Below are 26,119 nucleotides of genomic sequence, written 5' to 3'. Positions count from 1 at the left end.
CGCCCCCTCCGGCGTGTGACCAATCGCCCATTGATCAAGGAGAGAGTGATGATCGAACGTTTTGAAGCTGGCCCACGCATGAGCCAGGCTGTGTCCTACCCTGCATCGGGCAAGGTCGTTGTTTTGGCCGGCCAGGTTGGCAATCCAGCAACCGCCGATGTCGTTGAACAGACCAAGGAAGTTATCGCCAAGATCGATAGCCTTCTGGCCCAGGCTGGTGCAGACAAGACCCAGATCGTTTCGGCCACCATCTGGCTGCGCGACATTTCGGACTTCGCCAAGATGAACACCGTTTGGGACGCATGGGTCCCACAGGGCCACACCCCAGCCCGTGCTTGCGTGGAAGCAAAGCTGGCTCTGCCCGAGCTGCTGGTCGAAATTCAGGTTACTGCCGTCGTTCTCTAATAGACTAGAATTGGGCCGGCTTGTTCCGGCCCAATTTCTCTTTCTATTGGCGTCAGAGATATCTTCATTGCGCCAATAGTTTCTGATCCTCTTGGGGGAATTCCCTAGCCCGGCCGGCAGATGCTGCCTCAATTTGAGGGCGCTTCCCCCTCTCCATTTTTCATGTAAAGTACTAGTGTCGCTGATGTCAGCGCGCAGTTAAGTTGTGACCTAACGTCTCGGATGTTGGGCGCGCTGGCGGAGTAACTCTCCATCGCGCTGCCTATACATCTGTCAGGTAAAGAAAAAACGTTCTCAAATCTTCATTTAACGCATTGTTAAACATCGTTAAGTGTAAGTTTCGAAACGAAAAATTTATTGGTAAATGGCGCTTAGACAGGATTTGTTAGCATCTGCTTAACTGCGCTGATTAATATTTAGCGACAGAGGGTTCCGGGGTTTGGGTCGCTCGGCACTTTGGTGCGTTTAGACTATGTTCACGTATGGAAGGCCGGCAAAAATGCTGAGTGCGGCACGGCGCAGGCTCACAGTTAAGATATTAGCGTCCATTGGTATGGCGGCGTTTCTGGCTGCTTGTGCGACTACCTCTGAGCTGAAGCCCCATGAGCCGATGGTTATCGCTCCAGCACAGTCCATCGTTGTTCCCCCTCCGGGCGGCCCGGCGGTGGTCAGCGTGGTTCAGACGACCTACCCTAATGCCGTCAAACATGACATTTTCCTCGAAACCACAGCCCGCACGGCGGGCGAGAATAAGATCTCGGTTATTCGTTTCGTGGGTAAGGGGAGCGACGGGTCCGACGCTGGTTTGAGCGACATCCCGTTCACCCGTGTTAACCTCACCGAAGAGGCGCTGGCCGCTTGGCCCAATTCGGGCATGGCCGTATCGCCCTTCTTCGTCCAGAACAATTATGGCCCCTTCGGCTACGCGATTGCCAAGCCGAGTAATGGCGACGTCTGCATCTATGCTTGGCAGCGTATCGAAGCCACCTTGCGCCCCTCCGGCGCGGTGGATCGTGGCTCCATCAATGTCCGCCTTCAACTGTGCCGTCGTGGCGTCACGGAAGCGCAATTGCTCGAAGTTATGTATCAGCTGCGCCTGAACACCGGGGTGTTCCCTCCTGGCAAGGCCCCTATGCAGATTGGTGCCACCCTGTCGCCTATTCGGCCTCTGGGTGTTCAAGGCTTTGCCGAGGTCATTCCGACCACGCGTCCTGCCGCGCGGGCACCGACCGCTGCGCCAGCACTCCAGCCGGCGGCAACGACACGACCTATTGTGCCGTCAATTTCTGGGCCAATTGTGCCAAGCCCAACCGATAGACCAAGTGGCGTCGGGCCAATGGTGCCGCGTCCACCTTCTGGGACATCGGCCACTGGTTCGACTAACACAGCGCCATCCGCGCCGAGCGTGTTCGTCCCATCCCCTCCAGCAAGCACTCGATAGAGTCTGTGAGAGCGCAGGAGACTAAAATTTCGAAGGCCCTCACAATTTTTGCATGGCTGGCAATCGCGATTGCCACGCTAGCGCTCATTGCCATCCCGGTGAGTCTACAAGTTCACCTGATCATGGCAGTGCTGCTCCTGTCGGCTATGCTGGTCATCAAGCTTCTGGACCTTGGGGGCAATTGGCGGCTGCTGCTGCTGACCTTCGGTACGATCATTGTGCTGCGCTATGCCTATTGGCGCACAACCAGCACCATCCCGCCCTATTATGAGATCGCCGACTTTATTCCCGGCCTGATCCTGTATCTGGCTGAGATGTACTGCATCGTCATGCTGTTCTTGAGCTTGTTTGTCGTGCTCAAGCCCATTCCGCCACGCGGCTCAGTCCGTCTTGGACCCAATGATCGTGTACCAACGGTCGATATCTTCATCCCCACATACAATGAAGATTATGAGTTGTTGGCGGGCACTTTGGCCGCTGCCAAGGCCATCGACTATCCAGCAGACAAAATGACCGTCTGGCTGCTCGATGATGGTGCCACCGATGCCAAGCGCTCGCATCCCGATCCAGAACTCGCCGCTGTTGCCCAAGAACGCTACACCCAGCTGCGCGCCTTGTGCGAGGAGCTCGGCGTGTCCTATCTGGCGCGTCCAGCCAACGAGCACGCTAAAGCTGGCAATCTGAACTACGGTCTGTCGCAGTCTAAAGGCGAATTCGTCGCTGTCTTTGACGCTGACCACGCGCCAGCGCGAGACTTCCTTCAGGAAACCGTCCCGTATTTCGATCGTGATCAGCGTCTCTTCCTGGTGCAGACCCCACACTTCTTCCTCAATCCAGATCCGCTTGAGCGTAACCTGCGCACCTTTGAGGTGATGCCGTCGGAGAACGAAATGTTCTACGGCATCATTCAGCGCGGTCTTGATCGCTGGAATGCGTCGTTCTTCTGTGGTTCAGCAGCGCTGCTGCGCCGTGAAGCGCTTGAACATACCAACGGCTTTTCGGGTCGCTCGATCACGGAAGACTGTGAGACTGCCATTGAGCTGCACAGCCGTGGCTGGAACTCGATCTACATCGATCGTCCGCTGGTTGCGGGCCTGCAGCCGGCAACTTTCGCCAGCTTCATTGGGCAGCGCACCCGTTGGGCGCAAGGCATGATGCAGATCATGTTGTTCAGCTTCCCGCTGTTCAAGCGCGGTCTAAAGATCGAGCAGCGCATCAGCTACATGTCTTCGACCATGTTCTGGCTCTTCCCGCTGTCGCGCATGATCTTCTTGTTCGCGCCATTCTGCTATCTCTTCCTTGATCTGCAGATATTCACCGCTTCTGCCGGTGAGTTCACCGCCTATACGCTGACCTATTTCATCGTGAACTTGGTCATGCAGAACTCGCTCTTTGGGCGCTGGCGCTGGCCGTGGATTTCCGAGCTCTACGAGTATATTCAGTCGGTGCACCTGTTCGGCGCGCTGCTGTCGGTGGTGCGCAATCCATCCAAGCCTTCGTTCAAGGTCACGTCCAAGGATGAAAGCGTCGATGTCTCGCGCTTGTCCGAGCTGTCGCGTCCCTTCTACATCATCTTTGTTGTGCTCGTCGCCGCACTGGCAATGACCATCTACAAGATCACCACACAGCCCTATCAGGCCGAAGTGACCATGGTGGTGGGCAGCTGGAACATCTTCAATCTCATTATCGCCGGTTGCGCTTTGGGCGTAGTTGCCGAGCGCCGCGAACAGCGCGCCAGCCGCCGCATCAATGTTGATCGGCGCTGCGAAGTCCAAGGTACCGATGGCACATGGCTGCGTGGCAATATCATCAACGTCTCGACCGGTGGCCTTGCCATACGTTTACCCAATTCCTCGGGCTTGGGCAGAGGCGCTGGTGCGGTGGTGCGGTTCACCCCTCTCTCGCAAAGTGAAGCGCGAGAGCTCCACATCTTCGTGGCGTCGACAAAATCTGAAGGCAAAGCGGTGGTGTTGGGTGCGCGCTATATGCCCAAGTCCGGCAAGGACTATGAGCTTATTGCAGATTTGCTCTACGCAAACTCTGGCACTTGGCTGCAGCGTCAGAAGCAGCGCCAAATCAATATTGGCCTCATTCGCGGCACTCTGCGCTTTGTCGGCATGGCGCTTTATCAAACTGGACGCGGTCTAGGCTATCTGTTGCGGTTTGGGTCGAGCAGGACAAATCCATGAAAAAGCTCATCCTCCTCACCACGGCGCTCCTGACCTCCACCTTGCTCTCAGTTGGGGCGCAGGCGCAGTTCGACATGTCGCCGGAAAGCGATCGTGTCGTTGCAGCACCAAGCCCTGCCGTGCCGCTCCCAGCGACCAGCACGGATGCTGTTCCCGCACCGGTCAATGTCAGCTTTTCGCGTCCCATTCTGCCAGAACGCACGTTCAATTTGGCAGGCGAAGAAGTGCGCCGTTCTGTTGTCGTCTATCTGACGGCTGAACAGGCCGCGGCCCCAGCCACGCTCGATCTGGCCTATCTCAATGCGGTTGTTGTCGCCCCTGAGAACAGTTCGGTGAAGCTGCGCATCAACTCGGTTGAAATCGCCCAGTCCCCCATTGCCTCGCCCTCCCAGCCGAGCGCACTGAGCTTTGCTGTGCCGCAAGGCATTCTGCGTCCGGGTCCAAACGTCATTGAATTTGCCGCCAGCCAGCGTCACCGCACTGACTGCACCATCGCCTCGACCTATGAGTTGTGGACCGATATCGAAAGCACCAGTGCACGTCTGCGCTTTGAGGGTGCCAACGTCGGCGTCATCCGCCAATTGTCCGATCTCGGCGCTGTGGGTGTCGATGAGAACGGCACGACGACCCTCCGCGTTATCACAGCGGATCATACTGATAGTCGTGCCCGCACGGCGCTCTTGCGTCTGACCCAGCAATTGTCGCTGGCCATGCGCGTGCCAAGCTTGAAGGTCGAACGCGCCACCGAGCTTTCAGCCCAAGCACGCCCCGGCGTTCTCGATGTTGTGGTTATGCCTGCCGAACGACTGCCTAGCGCGGTTGCCGGCGCAGCACCTCAGGCGACGACCGGTCCCGTTGCCGCAATGATTGCGGTGCAAAGCCAGGCCAATACGCTGGTTGTCTCCGGGCCGGATTGGCAGGCGATCGAACGAGCTGGCGAAGCCATCGCGATCGCGGCGCCCGGCGGCGCCAGCCGTCCGCGCATCGACTTGGCGACACCGCATCCGCGCCTTGAAGGTGGCATGGAAATCTCGCTGAGCGAATTGGGCGTCGAAACCATTGAGTTCAATGGGCGCAATTTCTCGACCAGCTTGCAGTTTGATCTACCGGCAGACTTCTACGCCTACCGCTACGGTACGCTCGATCTGGTCCTTGATGCGGCGTTCTCGGCCGATGTGGAGCCGGAGAGCGAGATCAATATCTACACCAATGGCCAGATCGCCTCGGCCACGCCTTTGCTGCGCACCGATAGCGGCATCCTGCGTAATACGGTCATGCGGATACCCATGACCAATATGCGCCCAGGCCGAAACGTCGTCGACATCAGGGTCAATCTGTTGACGGCCTCCGATGCGGTCTGCCAGCCAGGCTGGACCGGCCAGGCCCCCACGCGTTTCGTTCTGTCCAATTCCACGCTCCTGCGCATGCCAGAGTTTGCGCGCGCTGCCAGCTTGCCAAATCTTGAAGTCTTCACCGGACTTGGCTGGCCCTATTCCGAGCAGCCCACAGTCCCGGTTGTGGTCAGCGATGGCGAAACCGATCTCACCGCAGCCATGCAGCTTCTCGGCCGCGTGGCCGCTGCCGCCGACACGATCTTGCCGGTTGAGGTTATGTCCCAGTCGGCGCTGACCCCCGACAAAAACGCTATTCTTGTCATGCCGCTTAGCGCCATGCCCGTATCCATTTCCGGTCGCACCGGCATTTCGGGCGTATCGGCTCCGGCCCAATCGCCCAATGAGCGGGCGCTCGATCAGTTCGCGACCCCGCAAGCCGAAACCTCGGCTTGGCGCCGCCCTGCCGATTGGCTATCGCAACGCTTGGGTCTGAACTTGGATGACCTGCGCATCCGCGCCCTTGATAACGGCCCGCGCACCATTTCCGCCAATTCTGCTGCGCTCTCCCAAGTGCGTCAGCCAGAGGGTGGCATTTGGACGGTGCTGACGGCCGCCGATAGCGCGGTCCTGCTCGAAGGCTCTGAGCGGATGTTGGTCGTTGACAACTGGCGAAAAATTTCTGGCCGCATCAGTGAAGTGGCCCGCAATGCCGATGGTGTCCAAGTCGTTCCGTCGAGCAATCACACCCTTGTGAACACGCAGCCATTTTCTTTCGCTAACATGCGCCTTGTCGCTGCGAACTGGTTCTCTGGCAATATTCTGTTCTTTGCCGTGGCAATCATGGCCATGGGCGTCTTGCTCATGTTCGCAACGTCGTTTGTTCTGAATGCCGTAGGACGCCGAGAATGAAGTGTCTGCCGCTCGTTGTTCTGGCTTTTCTAGGACTTGCTGTCATGCCAGCCGTCGCTAAAAGCCCACAAATCCACGCCGACGAATGGCGCCTGTATCTCGATAGTTATGTCGAGCAGAACGGCCGCGTCATTGATCGCGCCAATGGCAGTATCAGCCATAGCGAAGGGCAGGGCTATGGCATGATCTTGGCGGTCCTCGCCGATGATCGCGCCAGCTTTGAACGGATTTGGTCCTTCACCGATACCGAGTTGCTGATCCGCAATGATGGCCTGGCTGCATGGCGCTGGGAGCCGACCGCCGATCCGCATGTCTCGGACACCAATAATGCCACCGATGGCGATATTCTGATCGCTTATGGTCTGCTGCTCGCCGCTGAGCAGTGGTCGGACGACGCCTATCGCCAACGTGCGCTCGCCATCATACAAACGGTCGGCCGCACGATGATTGTGCCGAGTGAGGCCGGTCCTGCCATCTTGCCGGGTCAATATGGCTTTATCCCTGAGGACGGTTCGTCTCCGATCCTAAACCCGTCCTATTGGGTGTTTGAGGCGCTTGATCTCTTTGCCAAGGTCGATAGCTCCACCGATTGGGCCGCAATCTCCAAGGCTGGTCTTGATATCCTGCGCCGTGCCGCGGTGAGCAAAGCCGGTGTTCCCGGCGATTGGATCCAGCTAAAAAATGGTGGGGTGGTGCACGCACCCAACCATCCGGCTGAGTTTGGTTACAACAATATCCGTATCCCGCTCTATCTGATCCGCGCTGGTGCCAATCCCGGTTTTCTCGGCCCCATTCGACGCAGTGCGACAGGGGACACGCTGAATAAAATCAACGTCATTAATGGAGCGGCTGTGGAGCCAATTGGCGAGCCAGGCTATCGACTGATCGTTGCCGCCATTGATTGCGTGACAGCGCGCAAACCCATTCCGGTCGAATTACGCAGTTTGCAGGCAACCAGCTACTACGCTTCGACATTACAGTTGTTGCTGCTCGATCATTTGCGCCGCAATGAACCCTTATGCCTGGGCGGAGGCTATTGATGCGTTTTACTATTCCGCTTGTCATTATCGGGCTCATCGGCGGCGTTAGCTATGCTGTCGTGGCCGAGCAGGGCAAGCAGCGCCTCCCGCATGCCGATACACCCGTCCAAACTGTCGTTGCCCAAGCCGAGCCTGTGCCAATGCCACAGCCGAGCGCCGCCCCGGTCCCGCAAGGTCCGAAGGTCGATGAAACGGCATTGCGCTATTTCGCTCAGCAGGGCGACACCGAGCGCATGAACCGCGAAATCGAGCGTCTGCGCGCGCTTTATCCCAATTGGGAGCCGCCCGCAGACCCCTTGGCTCAAGACTTCTCACCAGATCGCGATATTCTTCGCATGTGGGAGCTGTTTAACGCTGGCGATTACGCGGGCACACGCGCCGCCATTGTCGCGCGTCAGGCGACCGATCCAAGTTTCGAGCCAACCCCGGACTTGCTCAAAGAGCTCAATCTGGCCGAGGCGCAGGTCAAGCTGCGCAACGCGTCCGATGTCGGTGAGCACCAGATTGTCATCACCGTGGCGGCCAATACCCCAGAGCTTTTGACCTGCGAGCGCATCGACAATCTTTGGCGCCTAGCTGATGCCTTTGTCGCCACCGATGCCGATGACCGCGCCATCGACGCCTATAAATACATTCTCACCAATTGCACATCTGCCGAAGAGCGCCTGTCGACCATTCAAAAAGCCAAGGCGCATTTTGACATTGCTCAGTTGAGCCCCCTTTTCGAGCTCGAAAAGAAGGACGCCAACGGCGTTGGCGAGTTTGAACCGCTGCGCCTTGATCTGGCCCGTGCGGCCATCGCCTCTTCGCTGGAAGTCGGCGGCGTACCGGTCTCGCCCGCCGACGTGGCTTTCTTTGAACGCTCTATAAATGAGCAATCCTCGGCAGAAGACCTGCGTCTCTTTGGCTTCTACAAGCTCGAACGCGCCCGCCCGAACGAAGCGCGCCGTCTGTTTGAACAGGCGCTCGAAAAAGACCCCTCAGAAGCGTCGGCCCAAGCGCTCGCCGCGGCTCTCTTGCAATTGCGCGATTATCGCGTCGCCGAGGAAATCCTCGCGCCCTATTCCGATCTCAGCGATGAGATGTCGGCCATGTATCTCGACGCCGTAGCTGCAGTGCTGTCGCTCGAACCCCGCGTGTCGCTCGATAGTGATGCTCTTGGACGCATGGTTGATGCCATTTCCTCGACCCGCAATGCCAATGCGGCGCAGGAAATGGGCTGGTATGCCTATGGTTTTGATCAGGTCACGACAGCCATCGAGTGGTTCACCCTCTCGCTGCGCTGGCAGCCAGATCTCGAAAAAGCCGCTTATGGTCTGCTCGTTGCCTCCAATGCTGCCGGCGACCTCAATACGGTTCAGGCGATCAAGGCCCAATGGGGCAACCGTTCTGAGCGCATTGCCGCATTCCCGCGCGTCGTCGACGGTTCGCGCCCCGATACGCAAACGGCGCCGGTACAGGACGTCGTCGCCAAACCGGTCGCTGCGCGTCCTGCCGCAACCCCAAGTTCTGCGCCGCGCACCGCTGCGTCTGGCACGTCCGGCTCCGGTGGTGGAGGCTCTCGCTCCTGTCAGAACCCAGTGCCTGCGGCGTCCCTTTCCCCCGGTGCAGCGCTTAGTCAGGCGTGGTGCCTGATGGGCCTCAACCGTCCGGCGCAAGCCGCTGAAGCCTTTGCACGCGCGCTCCAGTCTTCCGCTGCTGCCACACGCAGCGATGCCGCTTATGGTCAGTCGCTGGCCTATATGCGTATGGGACTGCCCGATAATGCCGCCGTTGCCGCCGCCTCAGCGCCGCTTCCAAGTGCCCGCGCTGTCGAGCTCGAAATCGGCATCATGACGCAAAAGGCCCAAACCGCTTATGCGGCGGGCGACTATGTCAAAGCGATTGAATATCTCAACCTGCGTGGCCAATACGCTCCAGAGCGCAATGACCTTCTGACCCTGCGTGCCTGGAGCTACTACCACATGAAGCTCTACCGCGAAGCGCGCCGCATTTTCAAAGCGGTGGCAGCCACAGGCTTTGGCGACGCTTCCGAGGGCCTACGTCTGTCTGAACAAGCCCTTATGATCTACTAGTTCGAGCGCAATTGCGTCTCGATCACTGTCACCCCCGCCTCCGCGCACAGCTGCCGGATTGCAGGGGGGCAGGCGTCCGTGATGAAGCTATGCGCTTGGCTCAAATGCCCAATTCTCACCGGCGCAGTGCGGGTGAACTTGGTCGAGTCGGACACCACGATGACATGGCGCGCATTGGCGATAATGGCTTGCGCGACCTTCACCTCACGATAGTCGAAGTCCAAGAGCGAACCGTCGCTATCGATGGCCGAAACGCCGATGACGGCAAAGTCGACTTTAAACTGACGGATAAAGTCGACCGCCGCTTCCCCCACGATGCCGCCGTCGGACGGGCGAACCACGCCACTGGCGATCACCACTTCAATGCTGGGCACAACCCGCAAGCGGTTGGCTACGTTGATATTATTGGTAATCACCATCAGCCCGCGATGCTCGCTCAGCGCTTGGCTCACGGCTTCGGTGGTCGTACCAATATTGATCAGCAGCGACGCATTGTCGGGAATGAGCTTAGCAGCAGCCTCCCCGATAGCGCGCTTTTCATTGGTCGCGATTTGTCGCCGCGCCTCATATTCAACATTCTCAACGCCTGAAGGGTGCATCGCCCCGCCATGAGTGCGCTTGAGCGAGCCTCTGTCACACAGAATATTGAGGTCTTTGCGGATCGTTTGAGGAGTCACGCCAAACGCTGCGACGAGGCTTTCAACGGTCACTTCACCCAGCTCGCGCGCGAGTTCTACAATTTTCGCTTGTCGCAGTGAGGGTGTCATCGGCGTGGTGTCCTTCTTTCGTTTTCTCCTTAAACGAAACCAACCGCTCCGTTAAGTCGATCTGTGCTTGCTCTCCTCTTCAGGTCATGAAATCCTAGTACTAGGAGGATGTTGAAATGACCGAAGTTGCGCACCGAATAGCTGTGTCTACATGGTCGCTCCATCGGCTGTTGGGCACCACCTATCCCCACGACCTCGATAGTAATGAGGTTACGGGGATGGCCGAAACATATGGTTCGGGCACCGAAACATTGCTCGGCCTGCCTTCGGTACTTGCCAATCATGGTTATAACCGGCTCGAGATTGTTTCATTTCATTTGCGCAGCCGAGACCCCATCTACCTTGCTGAATTGCGCGATCAGCTCAACATCGCCAAGGTCACGTTACAAACCCTGCTCATTGATGCAGGCGACATGACCGACCCAATCCATCACCAGCGCGATACCAATTGGATTGCCGGATGGGTGGAAGTGGCCAATGCTTTGGGCGCGCAAAACGCACGCGTCATTGCAGGTAAGCAAAAGCCTCGCCCCGAAACATTGGCGGCCTCATTGGCAGGCTTCAAAAATCTTCTCAAAGCCAACAGCGGCGAGACGCGCATCGTCACCGAGAACTGGTACGATCTGCTTTCAACGCCAGAAAGCGTCCACACGCTTCTCGATCGGCTGGATGGCCGTGTTGGCCTCTTGGCAGACTTCGGCAATTTTACTGGCCCCAATAAATACGCCGAACTCAAATCCATCTTCCCACGCGCAGAGTTGTGTCACGCCAAGGCCGATTTCATCGATGGCGTGCTCAATCAAGACGACTACGCTCAGTGCATCTCAATTGCTGAGGCAGCGCGATATCAGGGGCGCTATACACTCATCTTCGATGCGCGTGAGCCTTCGGAATGGCACGGCCTTGCTAAAGAGCGCGATTTCATCCTTTCCAGGTTGGAATGAGCGACAGTCATGGTACCGCCACATAGGGTTTTACCTGCCGCAGCCCAGAACCAGTGGATGGATGGGGCCCTGAGGGACGCAGTGCGTATCTTTGATCACCAGCCCTTCGGGATGATGCTGATCGAGGCAAGCGGTGCCATCGTGCATGCCAATCCCGCCTGTGCCGGCCTCCTGGGCCGTCAGTCATCAGATATGGAGGGTCGGAACCTGTCCGATCTCGTCCATCCCACTGACGATACCGCGCTAGGCCTACAGTTCGAGAGCTTGGTGCGCGGGGAAATATCGTCCCTGCATGGAGAACATCGCCTCAGCCACGCCGACGCCAACCCGATATGGGTGCTGGTCGCCGCACAGCGCTTTGAGGCGACATCTAAGGTGGCGTTGTTCATCCTGCAGCTCGCCAGTATCGACGTACAGAAAAAGGCCGAAGAAGCCCTCATCTATACCGAAAAGCGTTGGCGCTTTGCCCTCCAGAGCGCCCGTCAGGGCGTCTGGGACTATGACTACCGTACTGCCAGCATTTTCTATTCCGCCGCTTGGCGTCTGATGCGCGGCCTTGGTCCGGACGAATGGGTCGACGGCGCCACGGCTGCTTGGCATTCCCGCATTCACCCGGACGATCTGCCTGCGGTGAAAGCCAATATCGACCGTCAGGCTCAGAGCGATGAAACTTTCCAGGGCCTCGAATATCGTGAGCGCCGAAAGGACGGCTCCTATGTCTGGATTCTCAGCCGCGGTCGGGCCGTCGAATGGGATGAGGCCGGCGAGCCGCTGCGGACCATCGGTACTGATACCGACATCACCCATATCAAGATGGTCGAGCAGGAACTGGCTGAGGAAAAGGAGCGCCTGCGCATCATATTGGCCTCGGTGGCCGATGGCATGATCTCGGCCGATGCCGAAGGGCGGGTGGACTTCATGAACGCCGCTGCAGAGCATCTCACCGGCATTAGCGCTGCGGAAGCGCGCGGCCTGCCCGTAGGCGACGTGCTCAACCTCCAGGATCACGCCAGTGGTATGAAGATGGAATGCCCGGTGCAGGCCTGCCTTAAACCAGGCGCGGCCATCCGGGTGGAAGACGATGCCGAGCTCATCGGAACTGACGGCACGCCCCGCGAAATCCGCTGCACCGCCGCCCCCGTCATCGGTAGTGCCGATCAAGTCATTGGTGCCGTGCTGATTTTCCAGGATGTAACGCATAGTCGCACGCTGCAGCGCCAGCTGGCCCATACTGCCAGCCACGCCCCACTGACCGATCTCACCAATCGCGCCGCCTTCGAGAAGGCGCTGGCCCGGTCGATTATTGCAGCGCGTGAGACCGAAAAACCGTCCTGCCTGATCTTCATTGACCTCGACCATTTCAAGCCGGTCAATGACACGGCCGGACACGCCGCCGGTGATGCGCTGCTGAAGATGGTCGCCAAGACCATTCGCGATTGCTGCCGGACCCATGACACAGTGGCACGCATTGGCGGCGACGAGTTCGCCATCATCCTCAATGGCTGCTCAAGGGAAAACGGCCTGCGGGTCGGCGAGAAGATCATCCGCGCCATCACAGCGCTTGCCTTTGAATGGTCAGGGCAGGTCCATCGTGTTTCAGCCAGCGCCGGTCTGACACTCATCACTTCGGGTCCCGCATCGGTGCTTGGCTTCATGGGCGAAGCCGATGCCGTCTGCTACGCGGCGAAGGCCGAGGGACGGGGCCGTATCGTCTGCTATGAGGACGGTTTGCCCGCTCAGCCGTAATAGACCGAGATCAACTGCCCGCCAATTTCGTGCACATTGATATCCATTTCATAAATGGGGTTGAGCACTTCCGGCTTGATGATCTCTTTGACCGTCCCCTGAGCGGCGACCTTGCCCAGCTTCATGGCGACGATATGGTCTGAGTACCAAGAGGCGAAGTTGATGTCGTGCAACACTAAAACTACTGTTTTGCCAAGGTCATCAGCGGCCTGACGCATTAGCTTCATCATGCCCATGGCATGCTTCATATCGAGATTATTCAGCGGTTCGTCGAGCAGCACATAGTCCGTGTCCTGCGCCAAAACCATCGCCACAAAAGCACGCTGCCGTTGGCCACCAGAAAGTTCATCAAGGAAACGCCCTGAGAGTGCCTCTAGGTCCAAGTACTTGATTGCGCGGTCAATATGCTCTTTGTCCTGCACATTAAGCCGCCCCTTGGAATGCGGATAACGTCCGAATGACACTAGGTCATGAACGGTCAGGCGCGCCGTCATGTGGTTGTCCTGGCGGAGGATCGAGAGCCGCTTTGCCAGATCATCGCTCTTGGCCGTGGTCACGTCCAATCCGCCGATCGTCACGCTGCCTTTGTCCATCGCCATCAGGCGCGAAACCATGGACAGAAGTGTCGACTTACCCGCCCCATTGGGGCCGATGATGGAGGTCACGCCACCCTGTGGCAGCTCCAGTGTAACGCCGTCGACGACGCAGCTAGAGCCGTAATTCTTGGTGACTTCCGACGTAATAATCATCGGGCGGATCTCCTCAGCACGAGGGCAATAAAGACAACACCACCAAGGAATTCGATGATGATCGAAAGTGCAGTGTCAAATGCGAATACGCGTTCGAGCAGGGTCTGCCCGCCCACCAGAGCAATTATCCCAAGCAGCACCGAAGCGGGAAGCACAAAGCGGTGAAGTGAATTGCCAATGAGCGAGTGCGCAAGCGTCACAACCAGCAGCCCGAAGAAGGTGACGGGGCCGACAAGTGCGGTCGAAACCGAGACGAGGATCGACACTAATACGAGGATGATGGCGATGGTGCGCTTATAGTCCACGCCCAGATTGATAGCGTGCGCGCGGCCCAGATTGAGCACGTCATAGACATGCATCATGCGGAAGCCGACCACACTGACGACGCCGACGATGACGCAGGAAATGCCCAGAAGCGCAGGATCAGTCGTCGAGAAGCTGGCGAACAGCGTGTCCTGCAAGACGTTGAATGCGCCCGGATCCATCATGCGCTGCATGAGATTTGCAAAGGATCTGAACAGCGTACCGAAAATTATCCCAACCAGAACCAAGAGGTGCAGGCTTCTCTCTTCGCCGAGGAACAACCAACGGAAGAGCAGGCCGGAGAAAGTGACCATTGCGACGAGCGAGAAGATGAACTGCAACTCGCTTGAGATCGATGTCAGAGCGCCGACGCCGAGGAAGAAGACAATCGAGGTTTTGATCAGCACGTAAAGCGCGTCAAAGCCCATGATTGAGGGGGTCAAAATTCGGTTATTGGTCACTGTCTGGAACAGCACGGTCGAGACGGCAACCGCATAGGCCACCAACACGAGACCGAGCAGCTTCTTGCCGCGGAACGGCAAGATGAAGCTCCAGCTGCCTTTAGCCCCAAGGGTCATGAACAGCACAACGGACGCAACGGCAAGAACCGAAAGAATAATAAGGACCCAGGCAGGCCGCGAGAGCCGCGCTAGGGGATTGGTCGACATGGCAGCGGTGCTCATTTTGCACCTCGCGGCGTCCGGAGCAGCAGGTAGAGGAACAACACTGCGCCAACCACACCCATAACCACTGAGATTGGGATTTCGTAGGGATAGCGGATGATGCGCCCGACGATATCGCAGGCCAGCACCATGCCCGCGCCGCCAATAGCGACCCACGGCACCGTGCGGCGCATATTATCGCCGATCAGCATGCTCACAAGGTTCGGAACAATCAGCCCAAGGAAGGGAATTGACCCGACCGAGACGAGGACCACGGCGCTCACCACCGAAACAATCAGCAGGCCGAGGAACATCACATGCCTATAGTTGAGCCCAAGATTGGTGGTAAAATCCTTGCCCATGCCTGCTACGGTGAACCGATCTGCGGCGATGTAAGCGAGAACGCATCCGGCCAACCCGAACCACAACAGTTCATAGCGGCCACGGATCACGCCGGAGAAATCGCCCATGTTCCACGCCAGTAGCGAGCCCATGAGATTGGCGCGATAGGCGATAAAGGCGCCAAGCGCGCCAATAATGCCACCGAGCATTATGCCCACCAGCGGTACTAGCAGCACATCGCGCAGTGGTATGGCGCGCAAGACACGCAAGAAGAGAGCCGTGCCCCCCAGTGCAAACAGCGCTGCGACGGCCATTTTGGCCATCAGCGGCCAACCGGGCGCTAAGAGGGTAACGGTAAGGAATCCGAGCGTCGCGCTCTCGCTCGTACCCGTCGTGCCTGGTTCGACAAAACGATTGCGCACGATCATCTGCATCACAAGGCCCGAGATCGCCATAGAGGCGCCTGCAAGGACCAAAGCAATGGTGCGCGGAATACGGCTGATCAGCAGCACTTCGCCCGGACGACCGTCCATCCCACCAGACAACAATGACGTCAGTGAAACATCACTGACGCCAACAAATAAACTGACGATCGCCAAGGCGATCGTGACAAAAAAGGCGGCGATAAGAGCGGGCAATCGGCTTTCCGTTCTTCCGTCTACTGGAAATAGAAAAGGGCCCGACCGGTCTAACCAGTCGGCCCCCTGAATGCAAAGCTTAACCGTTGAGGCCAGACAAAACCTGATCCAGCAGCAGCATTACTGCCGAATAGCCATTCATGGTGATGTAAGCGGCCTGTGGGTCAACGTAAACGATGTTGCCTTCCTTGGCAGCAGTGGTCTGGTTGAAAAGTTCGTTGTCCAGCAGAGCCTTCGCGCCACCTTCGTTACCAACACCGGCGTCGCGGTCGACAACGAAGACCCAATCAGGATTGGTTTCGAGCAGGAATTCAAAGGTTACAGCGTCGCCACCGTGGTCGCCGTCATTGACCGCAGCGAGAGCAGATGGCATGCCGACTTCATTGTAGAGCCAGGAAACGCGGCTGTCTGGGCCATATACGCCGAGCTTGCCAGCATTGGTGACGACAACCAGAGCGGTGCCCTTGCCTTCAGCAGCGGCCTTCACTTCGGCGACCTTAGCGTCGACGTTGGCGATCAGCTCAGCTGCCTTGTCCTGCTTGCCGAAGATGTCGCCAAGCTTGGTCAAATTGGTCTTGAGGCCATCGATGATCGCGCCATTGTCGACCGACAAGTCAACGGTTGGAGCGATTTCCTTGGCTGTTTCGTAAGCGTTACGCGAACGAGCGCCTACGATGTAAAGGTCGGCTTCGAGAGCTGCGATGCCTTCAAAGTCTGGCTCCTGCAGCGAGCCAATCTTGGCCGCGTCAGCAGGAATGCTCGGAGCAAGGTAACCAGGAGCGTTCGAGCCCGGAATGCCAGCAACGGTAACGCCGAGAGCGGAAAGATTGTCAAACGCGGCCCAGTCCTGAACCAGTACCTTTTCCGGAACGCCCGAAATAGTGGTTTCACCCTGTGCGTGGGCGATAACCTTATCCTGAGCGATAGCCGAGGTGGCCATCGAAAGAGCGCCAGCAAACAGCGCTGCAGCTACGGCAGTGGAACGGAACAATGTGCTCACGAGATCGATCCAATCGAGGTTGAGTGAACTGAACACCCTTTGTTGAGAGTGCTTGTCCGGTTTCCTAGACTCGCTTTTTCGGCGAGTCAAAGGAAAACATGAGATCGATGTTCTTATTTATGTGTTGGGAAGGTAAGTCTCTCCAGCCAATGCAATAAAGCTTTTCATGGCCGCTGAAAGAGGGGAGGATTTGCGGCGCGCGACCAGCAATTGCCGCATTGCCCAAGGCTCAGCCAAAGGTGCACAGACCAGATCTGTACCAGCCAATAAATGGAGGCTCGTTGAGCGCAAAAAGCCGATGCCAAATCCCGCTTCAACCATGCGTACGAGCGCCGGGAAGCTCTCAACCCGCAGAGCCTCGTTTAGGGTCTTTCCCTGTTCTTCTGCCGCTTCACTCAACAGACGATCAAGCGAGCCGGTCCGGTGGATGCCGACGATTGGATAAGGAAGAGCGTGCTCAAATGCGAGGGCTTTGCGCGGCTCGATCTTTTCCGCGAGGGGATGTTCTGGTGGTGCCAATACCCAGACGCGCTCGTCTTCAAAAGGCCGAATATCAAAACGCGTAAAGTCATAATTGTCCGAGACAATAGCGACATCTGCCTGACCTTCGTCGAGCGCCATCAGCGCCTTGGCCGCGCCCATCTCGCGAATTGCAATTTCAATGCCCGGATACTTGCCGGCAAACTTGGCCAGCAACTCAGGCAACCGCCCAGTTAGTGCAGAGCCAGTACATGCCAGCCGCAGGCTACCGCGCGACCCCGAGCTGAAATCGGCCATGATGGCGTCAAGATCCGCGATCGATCGTAGAACGGTCCGACACCCATCGGCATAGGCCTCACCTGCTTTTGTCAGCTTCACGCCATGAGCGGAGCGATCAAAAAGCACAACGCCAAGGCGCGCCTCAAGGTCCGAAACTCGGCGGCTAACCGCTGAAGATGCAATACCTTCTCGCTCTGCAGCGCGGCCGATAGAGCCGGTCTCTGCCAAGAGCAAAATCAGTCGTGCGGTTACGCTGTCGAATGGTGCCATGGTGTCTCCCTAAGCCACCATAATCCAATGCCATCAAATGTGTGAACCGCTTTTAGCAATATCCTGTAATCCCACAGGAAATCAGACCCCGCCAACCATCATCAGGCCGCGCACCAAATAATAGAGGCCAATGGCGGTAACGATGAGCCGTGTCCACTTGCGGAATCCCGCGTCCGTCATGCGCTGCAGGATGTGATAGCCCAGACTGGTCCCCGCAAATGCGAAGGGCGCAGCGATCAGCACAATGAGCCAGTCGCCCATTCCCATGGCCGCAGCGAGACCCGAATAGAACACCACTTTGGCCGCATGGGAGATAACCTGCGACGCGGCTTTGGTCGCAATAATCCGGCGGCGGTCCATCTGCGTGCGAATAAAGAAAATGTCGATGGTTGGCCCGGCAACACCAACTGTGAGGTTAAGCCCGCCACCAAGGAAACCAGCGAGAAAGGCGTGAAACGGTTTGCTGGCGTCAAGCTGCAGCCATTGATTGGGGATCCAGACCAAAATCGGCAAAAGCCCAATGACGATGTAAACCGTTGCCAGATCGGGCATGTAGCGAATGGTGAAGAGGATGACGCCAACGCAAAATAGCCCCGCGCAGATGATCGAGAGGATGCGCCAGTCGATATGCTCACGCGATAGCCATGCCCGCGAGCCATTCGCTAGAATTTGGATTGCGCCTTGAACAGCAATTGCTGTCGCTACGGGCAGCAGCGTGAGCAAAAGGGCCAGTAGGATCAGCCCTCCCGCCATGCCGAACACGCCTGAAATAGTCGATGTCGTTAAAACAGCGACGGCGATCAGGGCGATAGTGGCAAACGCGGGCATTGAAGTTTCTCCTCACGCCAAGCCATGGCGCAGCGCAATCTTTCTGGCCATCGCTGCTTAGGCATGGGGCCATGCGTGACCAATATGCCGTCATTCTCCAACAATGCGGAAAAACAGTCATACTTTTGCGCTAAATGCATCTTGAATGGTAAGTCTATTCGGCCTCTTATAGAGAGGCGAGTTGATTTGCCCGATCGTTGGTCGCCGGTTTCCGCCTCCCCTTCGGGCCCCACACTATTTCTGGATTAGTCCCTTGATTACCCTCAAGGCTGGCCGCGAACGTTCACGCGGTGATGCACGAACTCATGTCGCTGCGGCCCATAGTGGCAAGGGGCAAAGCCCCCTGTTGCGTATCGCGATCTATTCTCTCCGTCACTATTGGCAGGCCAGTTTTGCGATCGGCGCGACGTTGATCGCCGCCACCCTGCAATTGCTGATCCCTAGGCTTTTGGGGCAGGCCATAGATCAGGCACAACATGTGCTGACGGTGGCGGGCGAGGGGGCGCAGGAGGCGCTGCTTTGGACAGCGGTAACTTTGTTCGTTGTCTCTGTGCTGCGCGGCCTGTTCACGCTGGTTCAGAACTATTACGCCGAAAGCGTCACCCACTATGTCGGCTATGAGCTGCGCTTGGCCTTTTACGAAAAGGTCCAGCGGCTTTCCTATTCTTATCACGACCGGGTCCACTCCGGCGACTTGATCACCATCGGCCTGCTCGATCTTGAAGGCATCCGCGTCTTTTTCTCGACCGGTATTATCCGCGTCTTTCTGTTCTGCGTGCTGCTCGGGATTGGCGCTTACATGCTGTTCTCGACAGATCCTCTGCTGGCGGTATTGGCGCTGAGCTTCGTCCCGTTCGTCGCCTGGAACTCCTCCATCGCACAGCTCACCTTGCGCTCCACCTGGCTGGTTCTGCAAAAAAAGCTCGCGGTGATGACCCGCGTCATGGAAGAAAACCTCGGCGGTATCCGCGTCGTCCGCGCCTTCTCCGGCCAAAAATACGAAATGGATAAATTCGACACGGCCTCAGCCGAAGCGCTGGCCTTGGCGCATGACCGCGTGAAAATCCGCGTCAAATCCACCTCGGCGATGAACCTGTCTTTCTTCATTTCCATGGCGCTTGTGCTGTGGTTTGGCGGCAATAAGGTCATCGCAGGCGAGATCAGCATTGGCACGCTGGCCAGTTTCCTGACTTTCATGACCATTTTGCAAATGCCGGTGCGCCAGCTTGGCATGATGGTCAATTCCTTCGCCCGTGCCTCCACATGCGGCGAGCGCTTCTTCGGCTTCCTCGATGAAGCCATAGAAATCAAAGACTTGCCCCACGCGACCCCGCTCAAGGTTTCCAAGGGGACGCTGCGCTTTGAAGATGTGCATTTCACCTATCCGGGCATGACCGTCCCAACCCTCAACGGTGTTTCCTTTGAAGCGCACGCAGGTCAAACTGTCGGTATCGTGGGAGCGCCGGGTTCAGGAAAATCCACGCTCGCCCATCTTATTCCGCGCTTTTACGATGTCACCTCTGGCCGCGTCACCATTGATGGGCAGGACGTGCGCAAGGTGACTCTCGAAAGTCTGCGGCGTTCGGTAGCCGTGGTTCAGCAGGATAGCTTCCTCTTCACGACCACGATTGAAAACAACATCGCCTATGGCGACCCGTGGGCCAAGGAGCGCAAGATCGAACGCGCTGCTGAGAGCGCTCAATTGCACAATTATATCGCGGGCCTGCCTGCCGATTACGACACAGTCGTCGGCGAGCGTGGCGTGTCCTTGTCTGGCGGCCAGCGCCAGCGCCTCTCCATCGCCCGCGCCCTCGTATTGAAACCGGCGGTTATGGTGTTCGACGATTCAACCGCCGCTATTGATGCGGGGACCGAACACCGTATTCGCAGCGCTATCCGCCGCTACGCTTCTGATCGTGTCACCATGATAATCGCTCATCGCCTTTCCTCGCTCATGCATGCCAACCTCATCCTCTTCCTTGAAGATGGCCGGATTGTTGAACGGGGCACACATGATCAGCTGCTGGCGCTCAACGGGCGCTATGCCGCCCTTTACGATCTGCAGACCCGTCCCACCGAAGAGTTGGAAGGGGCCGTAGAATGAGCGTCATTGAGACCGACGACGAGCGCGATACCGCCACTTTCCCCGGACAGCGCCCCCCACGCGCTTCGGTTGGCAGCCATCGCGTCGAAGAAGAAGTGTTTGGTAAAGCCTATGATCCGCAAACCGTGCGACGCATCTGGGCCTATGTCCGGCCTTACAGGAAAAAGATCTATATCTCGGTGGCCTCTGTGCTGGTGTTCACTGGCTCCCAGCTCGCTATCCCACTGATTATTGGCAATGCCATCGACAGCGGCATGAGCGCAGGTGGCAATACCAACAATCTCATCTCCGCCTTAGTGGCTTTCTCCATTGCCATTTTGGTGAACTATGTCGCCTCCTATACGCAAGAAAAGCAGGTCGGTGACGTAGCCGAGAATGTCCTTTTCGACATGCGCCGCGCCATGATGGCCCAGCTACAGCGCGTCTCGCTGAGCTATATGGATAAGACCGAGGTCGGTCGTCTCATGTCGCGCCTACAGGGCGATGTGAACTCGATGCAGGAGTTTCTGGAAACCTCCATCATTTCCGTCGGGGACATTGTTCTGCTCTTCGGCATTGTCATCGTGCTGCTGACGCTTGATCCATGGCTGGGGCTTCTGACGCTTGTCACTATGCCGATCCTGTTTGTCGTCCGCCTCTTCTGGTTGCCTCCGGCCAAACGCGCTTTCTGGGCCGCGCATGAGACTAATTCGACCACAGCAGGCGCTATGGCCGAAGGCATCAATGGCGTTCGAACTGTGCAGAACCTTGATCGTCAGCGGGTCAATTTCGACCTCTATGACGATAAGGCCTATGCCAATTTGCGCACTCAACTGACCGGCTCGAAATATGCGCAGGTCATGGTACCAATCGTGGATAGCCTCACCGGCATTTCCATGGCGACTGTTATCGTCGTCGGCGGCGCCATGGTCCTCAATGGCAATTTGCAGGTCGGCGTCATCGTCGCCTTCCTGTTCTATATCCAGCGCTTTTTTGATCCGATCCGCTCGCTGACAATGCAATATTCCATCATGCAGCGCGCCATGACGTCAGGGCGTCGCATTATGGAAGTCATCGACTTGCCAGTGGTCATCGACGACAAGCCAGATGCCAAAACCCTCGGCGCTGACATGGATGGCTCAGTCGAATTCCGCAACGTCGTTTTCGGCTATGATCCAAAGCGCCCGGTGTTGAAGAACGTCTCGTTCAAGGTCAACCCAGGCGAAACCGTTGCTCTCGTTGGCCCAACGGGTTCTGGCAAAACCTCGGCCATGTCGCTCGTTCATCGCTTTTACGAAGTGCAGGACGGGGCGGTGATTGTCGGTGGTCACGATGTACGCGACGTGACCCAAGAGAGCCTTGGGGCGCAGGTGGCCATGGTTTTGCAGGAGCCCTTCCTCTTCACCGGCACCATTTTCGAAAACATTCGCTACAACAAGTTGACGGCTACCCGTGACGACGTCATTGCCGCTGCCAAAGCCGTCGGCGCGCATGATTTTATCGCTCGTCTTCCTGAAGCCTATGACACCCCGTTGGAACAACGAGGCTCAAACTTTTCACTCGGCCAACGCCAATTGCTCAGCTTTGCCCGCGCGCTAGTGGCCGATGCGAAAATTCTCGTCCTCGACGAGGCGACCGCCAATATCGACAGCTACACCGAACGCCAAATCCAAAAGGCGCTCGAAATCTTGCTCAAGGGTCGCACAGGCATGGTTATCGCCCATCGCCTTGCCACCATCCGTGGCGCTGACCGCATCATCGTGTTGCAAAACGGCGAAAAGATCGAAGAGGGTAATCACAACCAGCTCATGGAGTTGGGTGGGCTGTACTCAAAGCTCTACAATATGAACTACGCCAGCTTCGACGACATTCCCGACGAACTGGTCGCTTCCGCCAATGCCAAAGCGGCAAGCACTTAGCCGCCGCGAACGTCCCGTACCGCCCCGCCCCCTCAACCCCGTCATCACCCGACTTGATCTGGTGGTAAGGACGGTGTTGAGGTTTGGTCGGCCAGGGGTCGGGTGAGGGGGCTGACACGCCGCCCACAAAAGAACCTCACAATTCGGGTAGCGTTCCTTCCAACTCCGGATAGATCAGCACCGAGCACTGGCGATTGTTTGCATCAAGATTGTCTTGCTGTTCGTCATTGAAAACGCCGGAATAAATCGGGTCCCAAAGCTGGTCGCGCTCGATACCTGCGAGCCCACATTGGCAGTAGATGGCGCATTGTTCAGCCGTCGTGCCATTGGTTTCGCAGGTGGTCTGACAGGCCGACAAAAACTCAATCTCCCGGGCCGCCTCCTGTGTCCCTAATGCCCCAGCGAGAGGCGTCAATACGCCCAGTAAAATAGGTTGATGCAGCAGATAGATAAGAAGGCTCCAGCGGCCCAAGAAGGCCAGCCCTCGAGCGACAGCAGCGGTTGAGTTGAGTTGCGCCAAGCGAGCGTCCCATTCGTTGGCGCGGATAGACCGCATCGCTGCTACGCCGAGCAGCGCAACGCCGAGCCATGGAAACAGGGGGACGAGATCATTCGCCGGAGGCGGTACCGCAGAAAATCCGATCCAGCTGGTGATCTTCTGATCAAAGAAGGGGTTGGTGAAAACGAAGGGCAGGATTGCGATGATGAGCCCTGCCAGTCCAGTCAGCCAGAGTGGCGTGAAGAGGAACGGCAGCGCCAAAACACTGACGGCAGCTATAGCGTGGAGAACGCCGAAATAGACGAAGGTGTCGGGAAAAGTTAAGTAGGTGGAAACGGTTATGATGGCCGCACCTGCGGCCACAAAGGCCCAGCGCTTCCAAAATGAACGCCAACGCACACCCGTTCCATGGCCCAAGACCAGCCCTACGCCGACCAGAAACATGAATGTAAACAGTATGGACCGCGCGAAAAACACCCACCCCGGGTCATAGCCTACGTCAACTGGGAAGATGCGAAAGTAAGAGAGGTCCCAGAAGAGGTGGTAGATGACCATAGCGATGATCGCTACGCCGCGCGCGACGTCCACGATCTGGAGCCGACTACCCTTGCCGCTCTTGCCCAATTCCATAGAACACCTTCTCGAATTGCGCCGAGACGCTTTGGATTTGCGAACTGGCCGTGGTTTTAGATGTTAGCGCGAACGACCGCCAAAAAGTCTTCGCCATACCGATCAAGCTTGCCTTGGCCAACGCCGGGAAGGTTCAGCATATCATGAGGGTGTGTAGGCCGTGCGAGAGCCATGGCGCGAAGCGTCGCATCATGGAAAATCACATATGGTGGAACGCCTTGCAGCTTGGCGAGGCGCAGGCGCTCTTCGCGCAGCGCGTCAAATAGGGGCTGGCATTCGGCTGGTAGCTCAACCGCCTTTTGCAGCGAACGGCGAACCTCAAGGGCCTTCTTCGGGCGGTCCTTGCGCAAGATCACCGTGCGTTCGCGCTTAAATACCAGCCCTGCATTTTCGGAGAGTGTCAGCGCCCCATGGTTGGCGTGGTCGACGATGATCAGACCTTGTGCCGTCAACTGGCGGATGACGGACTGCCAGCTTTTGGCGTCGAGCTCTTTACCTTGACCAAAAACCTTCTGGTGTTGATGGCCAAAGCGTTGGATTTTCTCGGTTTCTTTGCCCGTCAGTACATCGATCACATGGGCTGCGCCGAACCGCATTCCGGTCCGATAGATCGCGGCCAAAGCCTTGATCGCGGCCTCGGTGCCGTCCCAACTTTCGACCGGTGAGCGGCAGGTGTCGCAATTACCGCATTTTCCCGGATGAGCTTCGCCAAAGTGGTTGAGAATGGCTTGTCGACGGCAGCCTGCGGTTTCGCAGACACCGAGCAAGGCATTGAGCTTGCTATGCTCTAGGCGCTTGATCTCGTCGGGCGCATTGCCCTCGTCGATCATTCGGCGACGCTGCACCACATCGGCCATGCCATAGCTCATCCAGGCATCGGCGGGCTGGCCGTCGCGTCCGCCGCGGCCGGTTTCCTGGTAGTAAGCCTCGATAGATGAAGGCAAATCCATATGCGCCACATAGCGCACGTCGGGCTTATCGATGCCCATGCCAAAGGCCACGGTGGCCACAAGACAAAGGCCTTCTTCCTTGAGGAAGGCGTCCTGATGGGCGCTGCGGCGGTCGGAACTCATCCCGGCATGATAGGGTAAAGCCTTGATCCCCTTACGCTCTAGCCAATCGGCAAGGTCTTCAACCTTGGCGCGGCTGAGGCAATAAACGATGCCACTTTCGCCGCGATGGCTGGAGAGGAAATCATAAAGCTGCTCGCGCGCCTTATCGCGCTCGACAATCGAATAGGAAATATTGGGGCGGTCAAAGCTGGTGGTGAAGACCTCGGCCTGCTCAAGCCCCAAGCGTTCGATAATGTCTTCGCGGGTCGACGGGTCGGCTGTCGCGGTCAGCGCAATACGCGGCACGCCCGGAAAAAGCTCAACCAAATGAATGAGTTCGCGATATTCAGGGCGGAAGTCATGGCCCCATTGGCTCACGCAGTGGGCTTCGTCGATGGCAAATAGGCTGATTTCACAATCACCTAGCATCTGCGCAAAGCCCGGTGTGGCCACGCGTTCGGGTGCCACATAGAGCAGGTCCAATTCGCCGCGTCGCAGCTTTCTGCGCACTTCAGCGGATTCTTCGGCCGTGAGGGAGGAGTTCAACGCAGCGGCAGCGACACCGGCTTGTTTGAGCGCTTCCACTTGATCGCGCATCAGGGCGATGAGGGGAGAAACGACGATGCCAACGCCGGGGCGGCAGATGGCTGGGATCTGGTAACACATTGATTTACCAGCGCCAGTTGGGAAGAGAACGACAGCATCGCCCCCGCCAACGACGTGTTCGATCACATCGCCTTGCTGGCCACGGAAGTTCTTGTGCCCAAATATATCGCGCAGAACTGCCAGCGGCGTCGGGCGCTGCTGGCGTTGGGGCGAGAACAGATCATGAGACTCAATGGCTTCCACGTCACCCTTGAATCACGGGTGAGTCTGGGTGGCAACACTTGCAGCGGCCTTGTGATGGATCATGCCCAGATTGCAGCCCGAAGCGAGGCATTACGACTTGGGAAAAGGGCGGCTCAAGAAGGGGGAGCCCATGAGCCCAAAACGCCATGGCACCTCAATGGCCTTTGATAGGCCAATTCTAGGCCCAGTGCTGGCACTTATGGGCTCGTCGGTGGGCACCAAATGGGCATTTGGGGCACAAAGCGGCGCGCCATCGAGAGCTTTGGTCACCCCCAAGGCCTGCGCCAGCTTTCCCGGCCCCGAGCACAATTGCTTGGTGACAATGGTGCCGCGCCTTTCGGCCATTATCTCAATCCCGGTGGTGGGTTGAAGGGCGCGGATAAGGACGGCGTGGCCGCTGTCGCAGACAAAGTTAAGGCACCAATGCATGCCGTAGATGCGGTAGACATAGGCGTGCCCCGGTGGGCCGAACATGGCTTGGTTGCGCGGTGTGGGACCACGAAAACTGTGCGACGCGGGATCGTTGGGCGCGTAGGCCTCAGTCTCGACAATAATTCCGCCAACACCGTTGATGAGCAGGGTGACGCCAAGCAGGGCAGGCGCAACGACCACAGCGGGGCGCATGAAAAAGCTCGGCTCAAGTGTCGGCACAGGTTCTGGTCCTACTTCTGTCGCTTTTGTCATTC

Annotated in this window: 20 protein-coding genes; 10 read left to right on the top strand and 10 right to left on the bottom strand. The window is 57.7% G+C overall.

The window, feature by feature from the left end:
• The first annotated feature begins 45 nt into the window (after positions 1-45).
• The 6 genes from HKD40_RS13060 to HKD40_RS13035 all read left to right on the top strand — a co-directional run bounded on the left by HKD40_RS13060 (position 46) and on the right by HKD40_RS13035 (position 9,393).
• Positions 46-405: a RidA family protein gene (locus tag HKD40_RS13060; protein WP_169196212.1), complete on the top strand. Its 360-nt coding sequence runs from the start codon at positions 46-48 to the stop codon at positions 403-405.
• Positions 406-904: 499 nt separating this feature from the next.
• Positions 905-1,846, top strand: coding sequence for a cellulose biosynthesis protein BcsN (gene bcsN / locus HKD40_RS13055; protein WP_169196211.1), 942 nt, complete (start codon positions 905-907; stop codon positions 1,844-1,846).
• A 26-nt stretch (positions 1,847-1,872) separates the two neighbouring features.
• Positions 1,873-4,035, top strand: coding sequence for a UDP-forming cellulose synthase catalytic subunit (gene bcsA / locus HKD40_RS13050; protein ID WP_169196230.1), 2,163 nt, complete (start codon positions 1,873-1,875; stop codon positions 4,033-4,035).
• Positions 4,032-6,278, top strand: coding sequence for a cellulose biosynthesis cyclic di-GMP-binding regulatory protein BcsB (locus HKD40_RS13045; protein WP_169196210.1), 2,247 nt, complete (start codon positions 4,032-4,034; stop codon positions 6,276-6,278). The genes bcsA and HKD40_RS13045 overlap by 4 nt, the downstream gene beginning before the upstream one ends.
• Complete coding sequence (locus HKD40_RS13040; protein ID WP_169196209.1) at positions 6,275-7,318, top strand: glycosyl hydrolase family 8; 1,044 nt, start codon at positions 6,275-6,277, stop codon at positions 7,316-7,318. The genes HKD40_RS13045 and HKD40_RS13040 overlap by 4 nt, the downstream gene beginning before the upstream one ends.
• Entirely contained in the window at positions 7,318-9,393 is a 2,076-nt protein-coding gene (locus HKD40_RS13035; protein ID WP_169196208.1) for a cellulose synthase, read from the top strand. Before HKD40_RS13040 ends, HKD40_RS13035 begins: the two co-directional genes overlap by 1 nt.
• On the opposite strand, the gene HKD40_RS13030 is transcribed toward HKD40_RS13035, so the two are convergent.
• Positions 9,390-10,160, bottom strand: a complete 771-nt coding sequence (locus HKD40_RS13030) for a DeoR/GlpR family DNA-binding transcription regulator (RefSeq protein ID WP_169196207.1) — start codon at positions 10,158-10,160, stop codon at positions 9,390-9,392. The two genes, HKD40_RS13035 and HKD40_RS13030, sit on opposite strands and share 4 nt — an antisense overlap.
• Positions 10,161-10,276: 116 nt before the next feature.
• On the opposite strand from HKD40_RS13030, the gene HKD40_RS13025 reads away from it, so the two are divergent.
• Entirely contained in the window at positions 10,277-11,104 is an 828-nt protein-coding gene (locus HKD40_RS13025) for a TIM barrel protein (RefSeq protein ID WP_169196206.1), read from the top strand.
• Positions 11,105-11,185: 81 nt separating this feature from the next.
• Positions 11,186-12,850 (top strand): diguanylate cyclase, encoded by a 1,665-nt coding sequence (locus tag HKD40_RS13020; RefSeq protein WP_169196205.1) that lies wholly within the window; start codon positions 11,186-11,188, stop codon positions 12,848-12,850.
• Here the strand turns inward: HKD40_RS13020 and HKD40_RS13015 are convergent.
• The 6 genes from HKD40_RS13015 to HKD40_RS12990 form a co-directional block, all read right to left on the bottom strand.
• On the bottom strand, positions 12,841-13,599 hold the full coding sequence (locus HKD40_RS13015; RefSeq protein ID WP_169196204.1) for an ABC transporter ATP-binding protein: 759 nt from the start codon (positions 13,597-13,599) through the stop codon (positions 12,841-12,843). The two genes, HKD40_RS13020 and HKD40_RS13015, sit on opposite strands and share 10 nt — an antisense overlap.
• Positions 13,596-14,585 (bottom strand): iron chelate uptake ABC transporter family permease subunit, encoded by a 990-nt coding sequence (locus tag HKD40_RS13010; protein WP_169196203.1) that lies wholly within the window; start codon positions 14,583-14,585, stop codon positions 13,596-13,598. The genes HKD40_RS13015 and HKD40_RS13010 overlap by 4 nt, the downstream gene beginning before the upstream one ends.
• Positions 14,582-15,544: an iron chelate uptake ABC transporter family permease subunit gene (locus HKD40_RS13005; RefSeq protein ID WP_169196202.1), complete on the bottom strand. Its 963-nt coding sequence runs from the start codon at positions 15,542-15,544 to the stop codon at positions 14,582-14,584. Before HKD40_RS13005 ends, HKD40_RS13010 begins: the two co-directional genes overlap by 4 nt.
• A gap of 79 nt (positions 15,545-15,623) precedes the next feature.
• Positions 15,624-16,544, bottom strand: coding sequence for an ABC transporter substrate-binding protein (locus HKD40_RS13000; protein WP_248306548.1), 921 nt, complete (start codon positions 16,542-16,544; stop codon positions 15,624-15,626).
• Positions 16,545-16,661: 117 nt separating this feature from the next.
• The gene (locus HKD40_RS12995) at positions 16,662-17,573 is read right to left on the bottom strand and encodes a LysR family transcriptional regulator (RefSeq protein ID WP_169196201.1); all 912 of its coding nucleotides are present in this window, start codon (positions 17,571-17,573) and stop codon (positions 16,662-16,664) included.
• 81 nt (positions 17,574-17,654) lie between these two features.
• Positions 17,655-18,401 carry a sulfite exporter TauE/SafE family protein gene (locus tag HKD40_RS12990; RefSeq protein ID WP_169196200.1) on the bottom strand — a complete coding sequence of 249 codons (747 nt, stop codon included), beginning with the start codon at positions 18,399-18,401 and terminating at the stop codon, positions 17,655-17,657.
• Positions 18,402-18,654: 253 nt separating this feature from the next.
• On the opposite strand from HKD40_RS12990, the gene HKD40_RS12985 reads away from it, so the two are divergent.
• Together HKD40_RS12985 and HKD40_RS12980 are read left to right on the top strand one after the other, a co-directional pair.
• Positions 18,655-20,505 (top strand): ABC transporter ATP-binding protein, encoded by a 1,851-nt coding sequence (locus HKD40_RS12985; protein ID WP_169196199.1) that lies wholly within the window; start codon positions 18,655-18,657, stop codon positions 20,503-20,505.
• Positions 20,502-22,403 (top strand): ABC transporter ATP-binding protein, encoded by a 1,902-nt coding sequence (locus HKD40_RS12980; protein WP_169196198.1) that lies wholly within the window; start codon positions 20,502-20,504, stop codon positions 22,401-22,403. The genes HKD40_RS12985 and HKD40_RS12980 overlap by 4 nt, the downstream gene beginning before the upstream one ends.
• Positions 22,404-22,539: 136 nt before the next feature.
• Here the strand turns inward: HKD40_RS12980 and HKD40_RS12975 are convergent, their stop codons facing one another.
• The 3 genes from HKD40_RS12975 to HKD40_RS12965 all read right to left on the bottom strand — a co-directional run bounded on the left by HKD40_RS12975 (position 22,540) and on the right by HKD40_RS12965 (position 26,117).
• Positions 22,540-23,532, bottom strand: coding sequence for a heparan-alpha-glucosaminide N-acetyltransferase (locus tag HKD40_RS12975; protein ID WP_169196197.1), 993 nt, complete (start codon positions 23,530-23,532; stop codon positions 22,540-22,542).
• Between the two features lie 56 nt (positions 23,533-23,588).
• A complete protein-coding gene (gene recQ, locus HKD40_RS12970) occupies positions 23,589-25,433 on the bottom strand; it encodes a DNA helicase RecQ (RefSeq protein ID WP_169196196.1) in 1,845 nt (614 codons plus the stop codon).
• A gap of 90 nt (positions 25,434-25,523) precedes the next feature.
• Positions 25,524-26,117, bottom strand: a complete 594-nt coding sequence (locus HKD40_RS12965; RefSeq protein WP_169196195.1) for a DNA-3-methyladenine glycosylase — start codon at positions 26,115-26,117, stop codon at positions 25,524-25,526.
• Positions 26,118-26,119 lie beyond the last annotated feature (2 nt).

It is taken from the genome of Devosia sp. MC1541 (assembly GCF_012847305.1).
In the GTDB taxonomy this organism is placed as follows: Bacteria; Pseudomonadota; Alphaproteobacteria; order Rhizobiales; family Devosiaceae; genus Devosia.
Note: the sequence above shows the minus strand (reverse complement) of the source record. Positions and strands in the feature narration are given on the sequence as shown.

Bases quoted from the DNA above. Each gene is read 5' to 3' on its own strand.
- HKD40_RS13030 (WP_169196207.1), bottom strand. From the start codon at position 10,160: ATGACACCCTCACTGCGACAAGCGAAAATTGTAGAACTCGCGCGCGAG.
- HKD40_RS13035 (WP_169196208.1), top strand. From the start codon at position 7,318: ATGCGTTTTACTATTCCGCTTGTCATTATCGGGCTCATCGGCGGCGTT.
- HKD40_RS13025 (WP_169196206.1), top strand. From the start codon at position 10,277: ATGACCGAAGTTGCGCACCGAATAGCTGTGTCTACATGGTCGCTCCAT.
- HKD40_RS12965 (WP_169196195.1), bottom strand. From the start codon at position 26,117: ATGACAAAAGCGACAGAAGTAGGACCAGAACCTGTGCCGACACTTGAG.
- HKD40_RS12975 (WP_169196197.1), bottom strand. From the start codon at position 23,532: ATGGAATTGGGCAAGAGCGGCAAGGGTAGTCGGCTCCAGATCGTGGAC.
- HKD40_RS12995 (WP_169196201.1), bottom strand. From the start codon at position 17,573: ATGGCACCATTCGACAGCGTAACCGCACGACTGATTTTGCTCTTGGCA.
- HKD40_RS12990 (WP_169196200.1), bottom strand. From the start codon at position 18,401: ATGCCCGCGTTTGCCACTATCGCCCTGATCGCCGTCGCTGTTTTAACG.
- HKD40_RS13015 (WP_169196204.1), bottom strand. From the start codon at position 13,599: ATGATTATTACGTCGGAAGTCACCAAGAATTACGGCTCTAGCTGCGTC.
- bcsN (WP_169196211.1), top strand. From the start codon at position 905: ATGCTGAGTGCGGCACGGCGCAGGCTCACAGTTAAGATATTAGCGTCC.
- HKD40_RS12980 (WP_169196198.1), top strand. From the start codon at position 20,502: ATGAGCGTCATTGAGACCGACGACGAGCGCGATACCGCCACTTTCCCC.
- HKD40_RS13010 (WP_169196203.1), bottom strand. From the start codon at position 14,585: ATGAGCACCGCTGCCATGTCGACCAATCCCCTAGCGCGGCTCTCGCGG.
- HKD40_RS13040 (WP_169196209.1), top strand. From the start codon at position 6,275: ATGAAGTGTCTGCCGCTCGTTGTTCTGGCTTTTCTAGGACTTGCTGTC.
- HKD40_RS13045 (WP_169196210.1), top strand. From the start codon at position 4,032: ATGAAAAAGCTCATCCTCCTCACCACGGCGCTCCTGACCTCCACCTTG.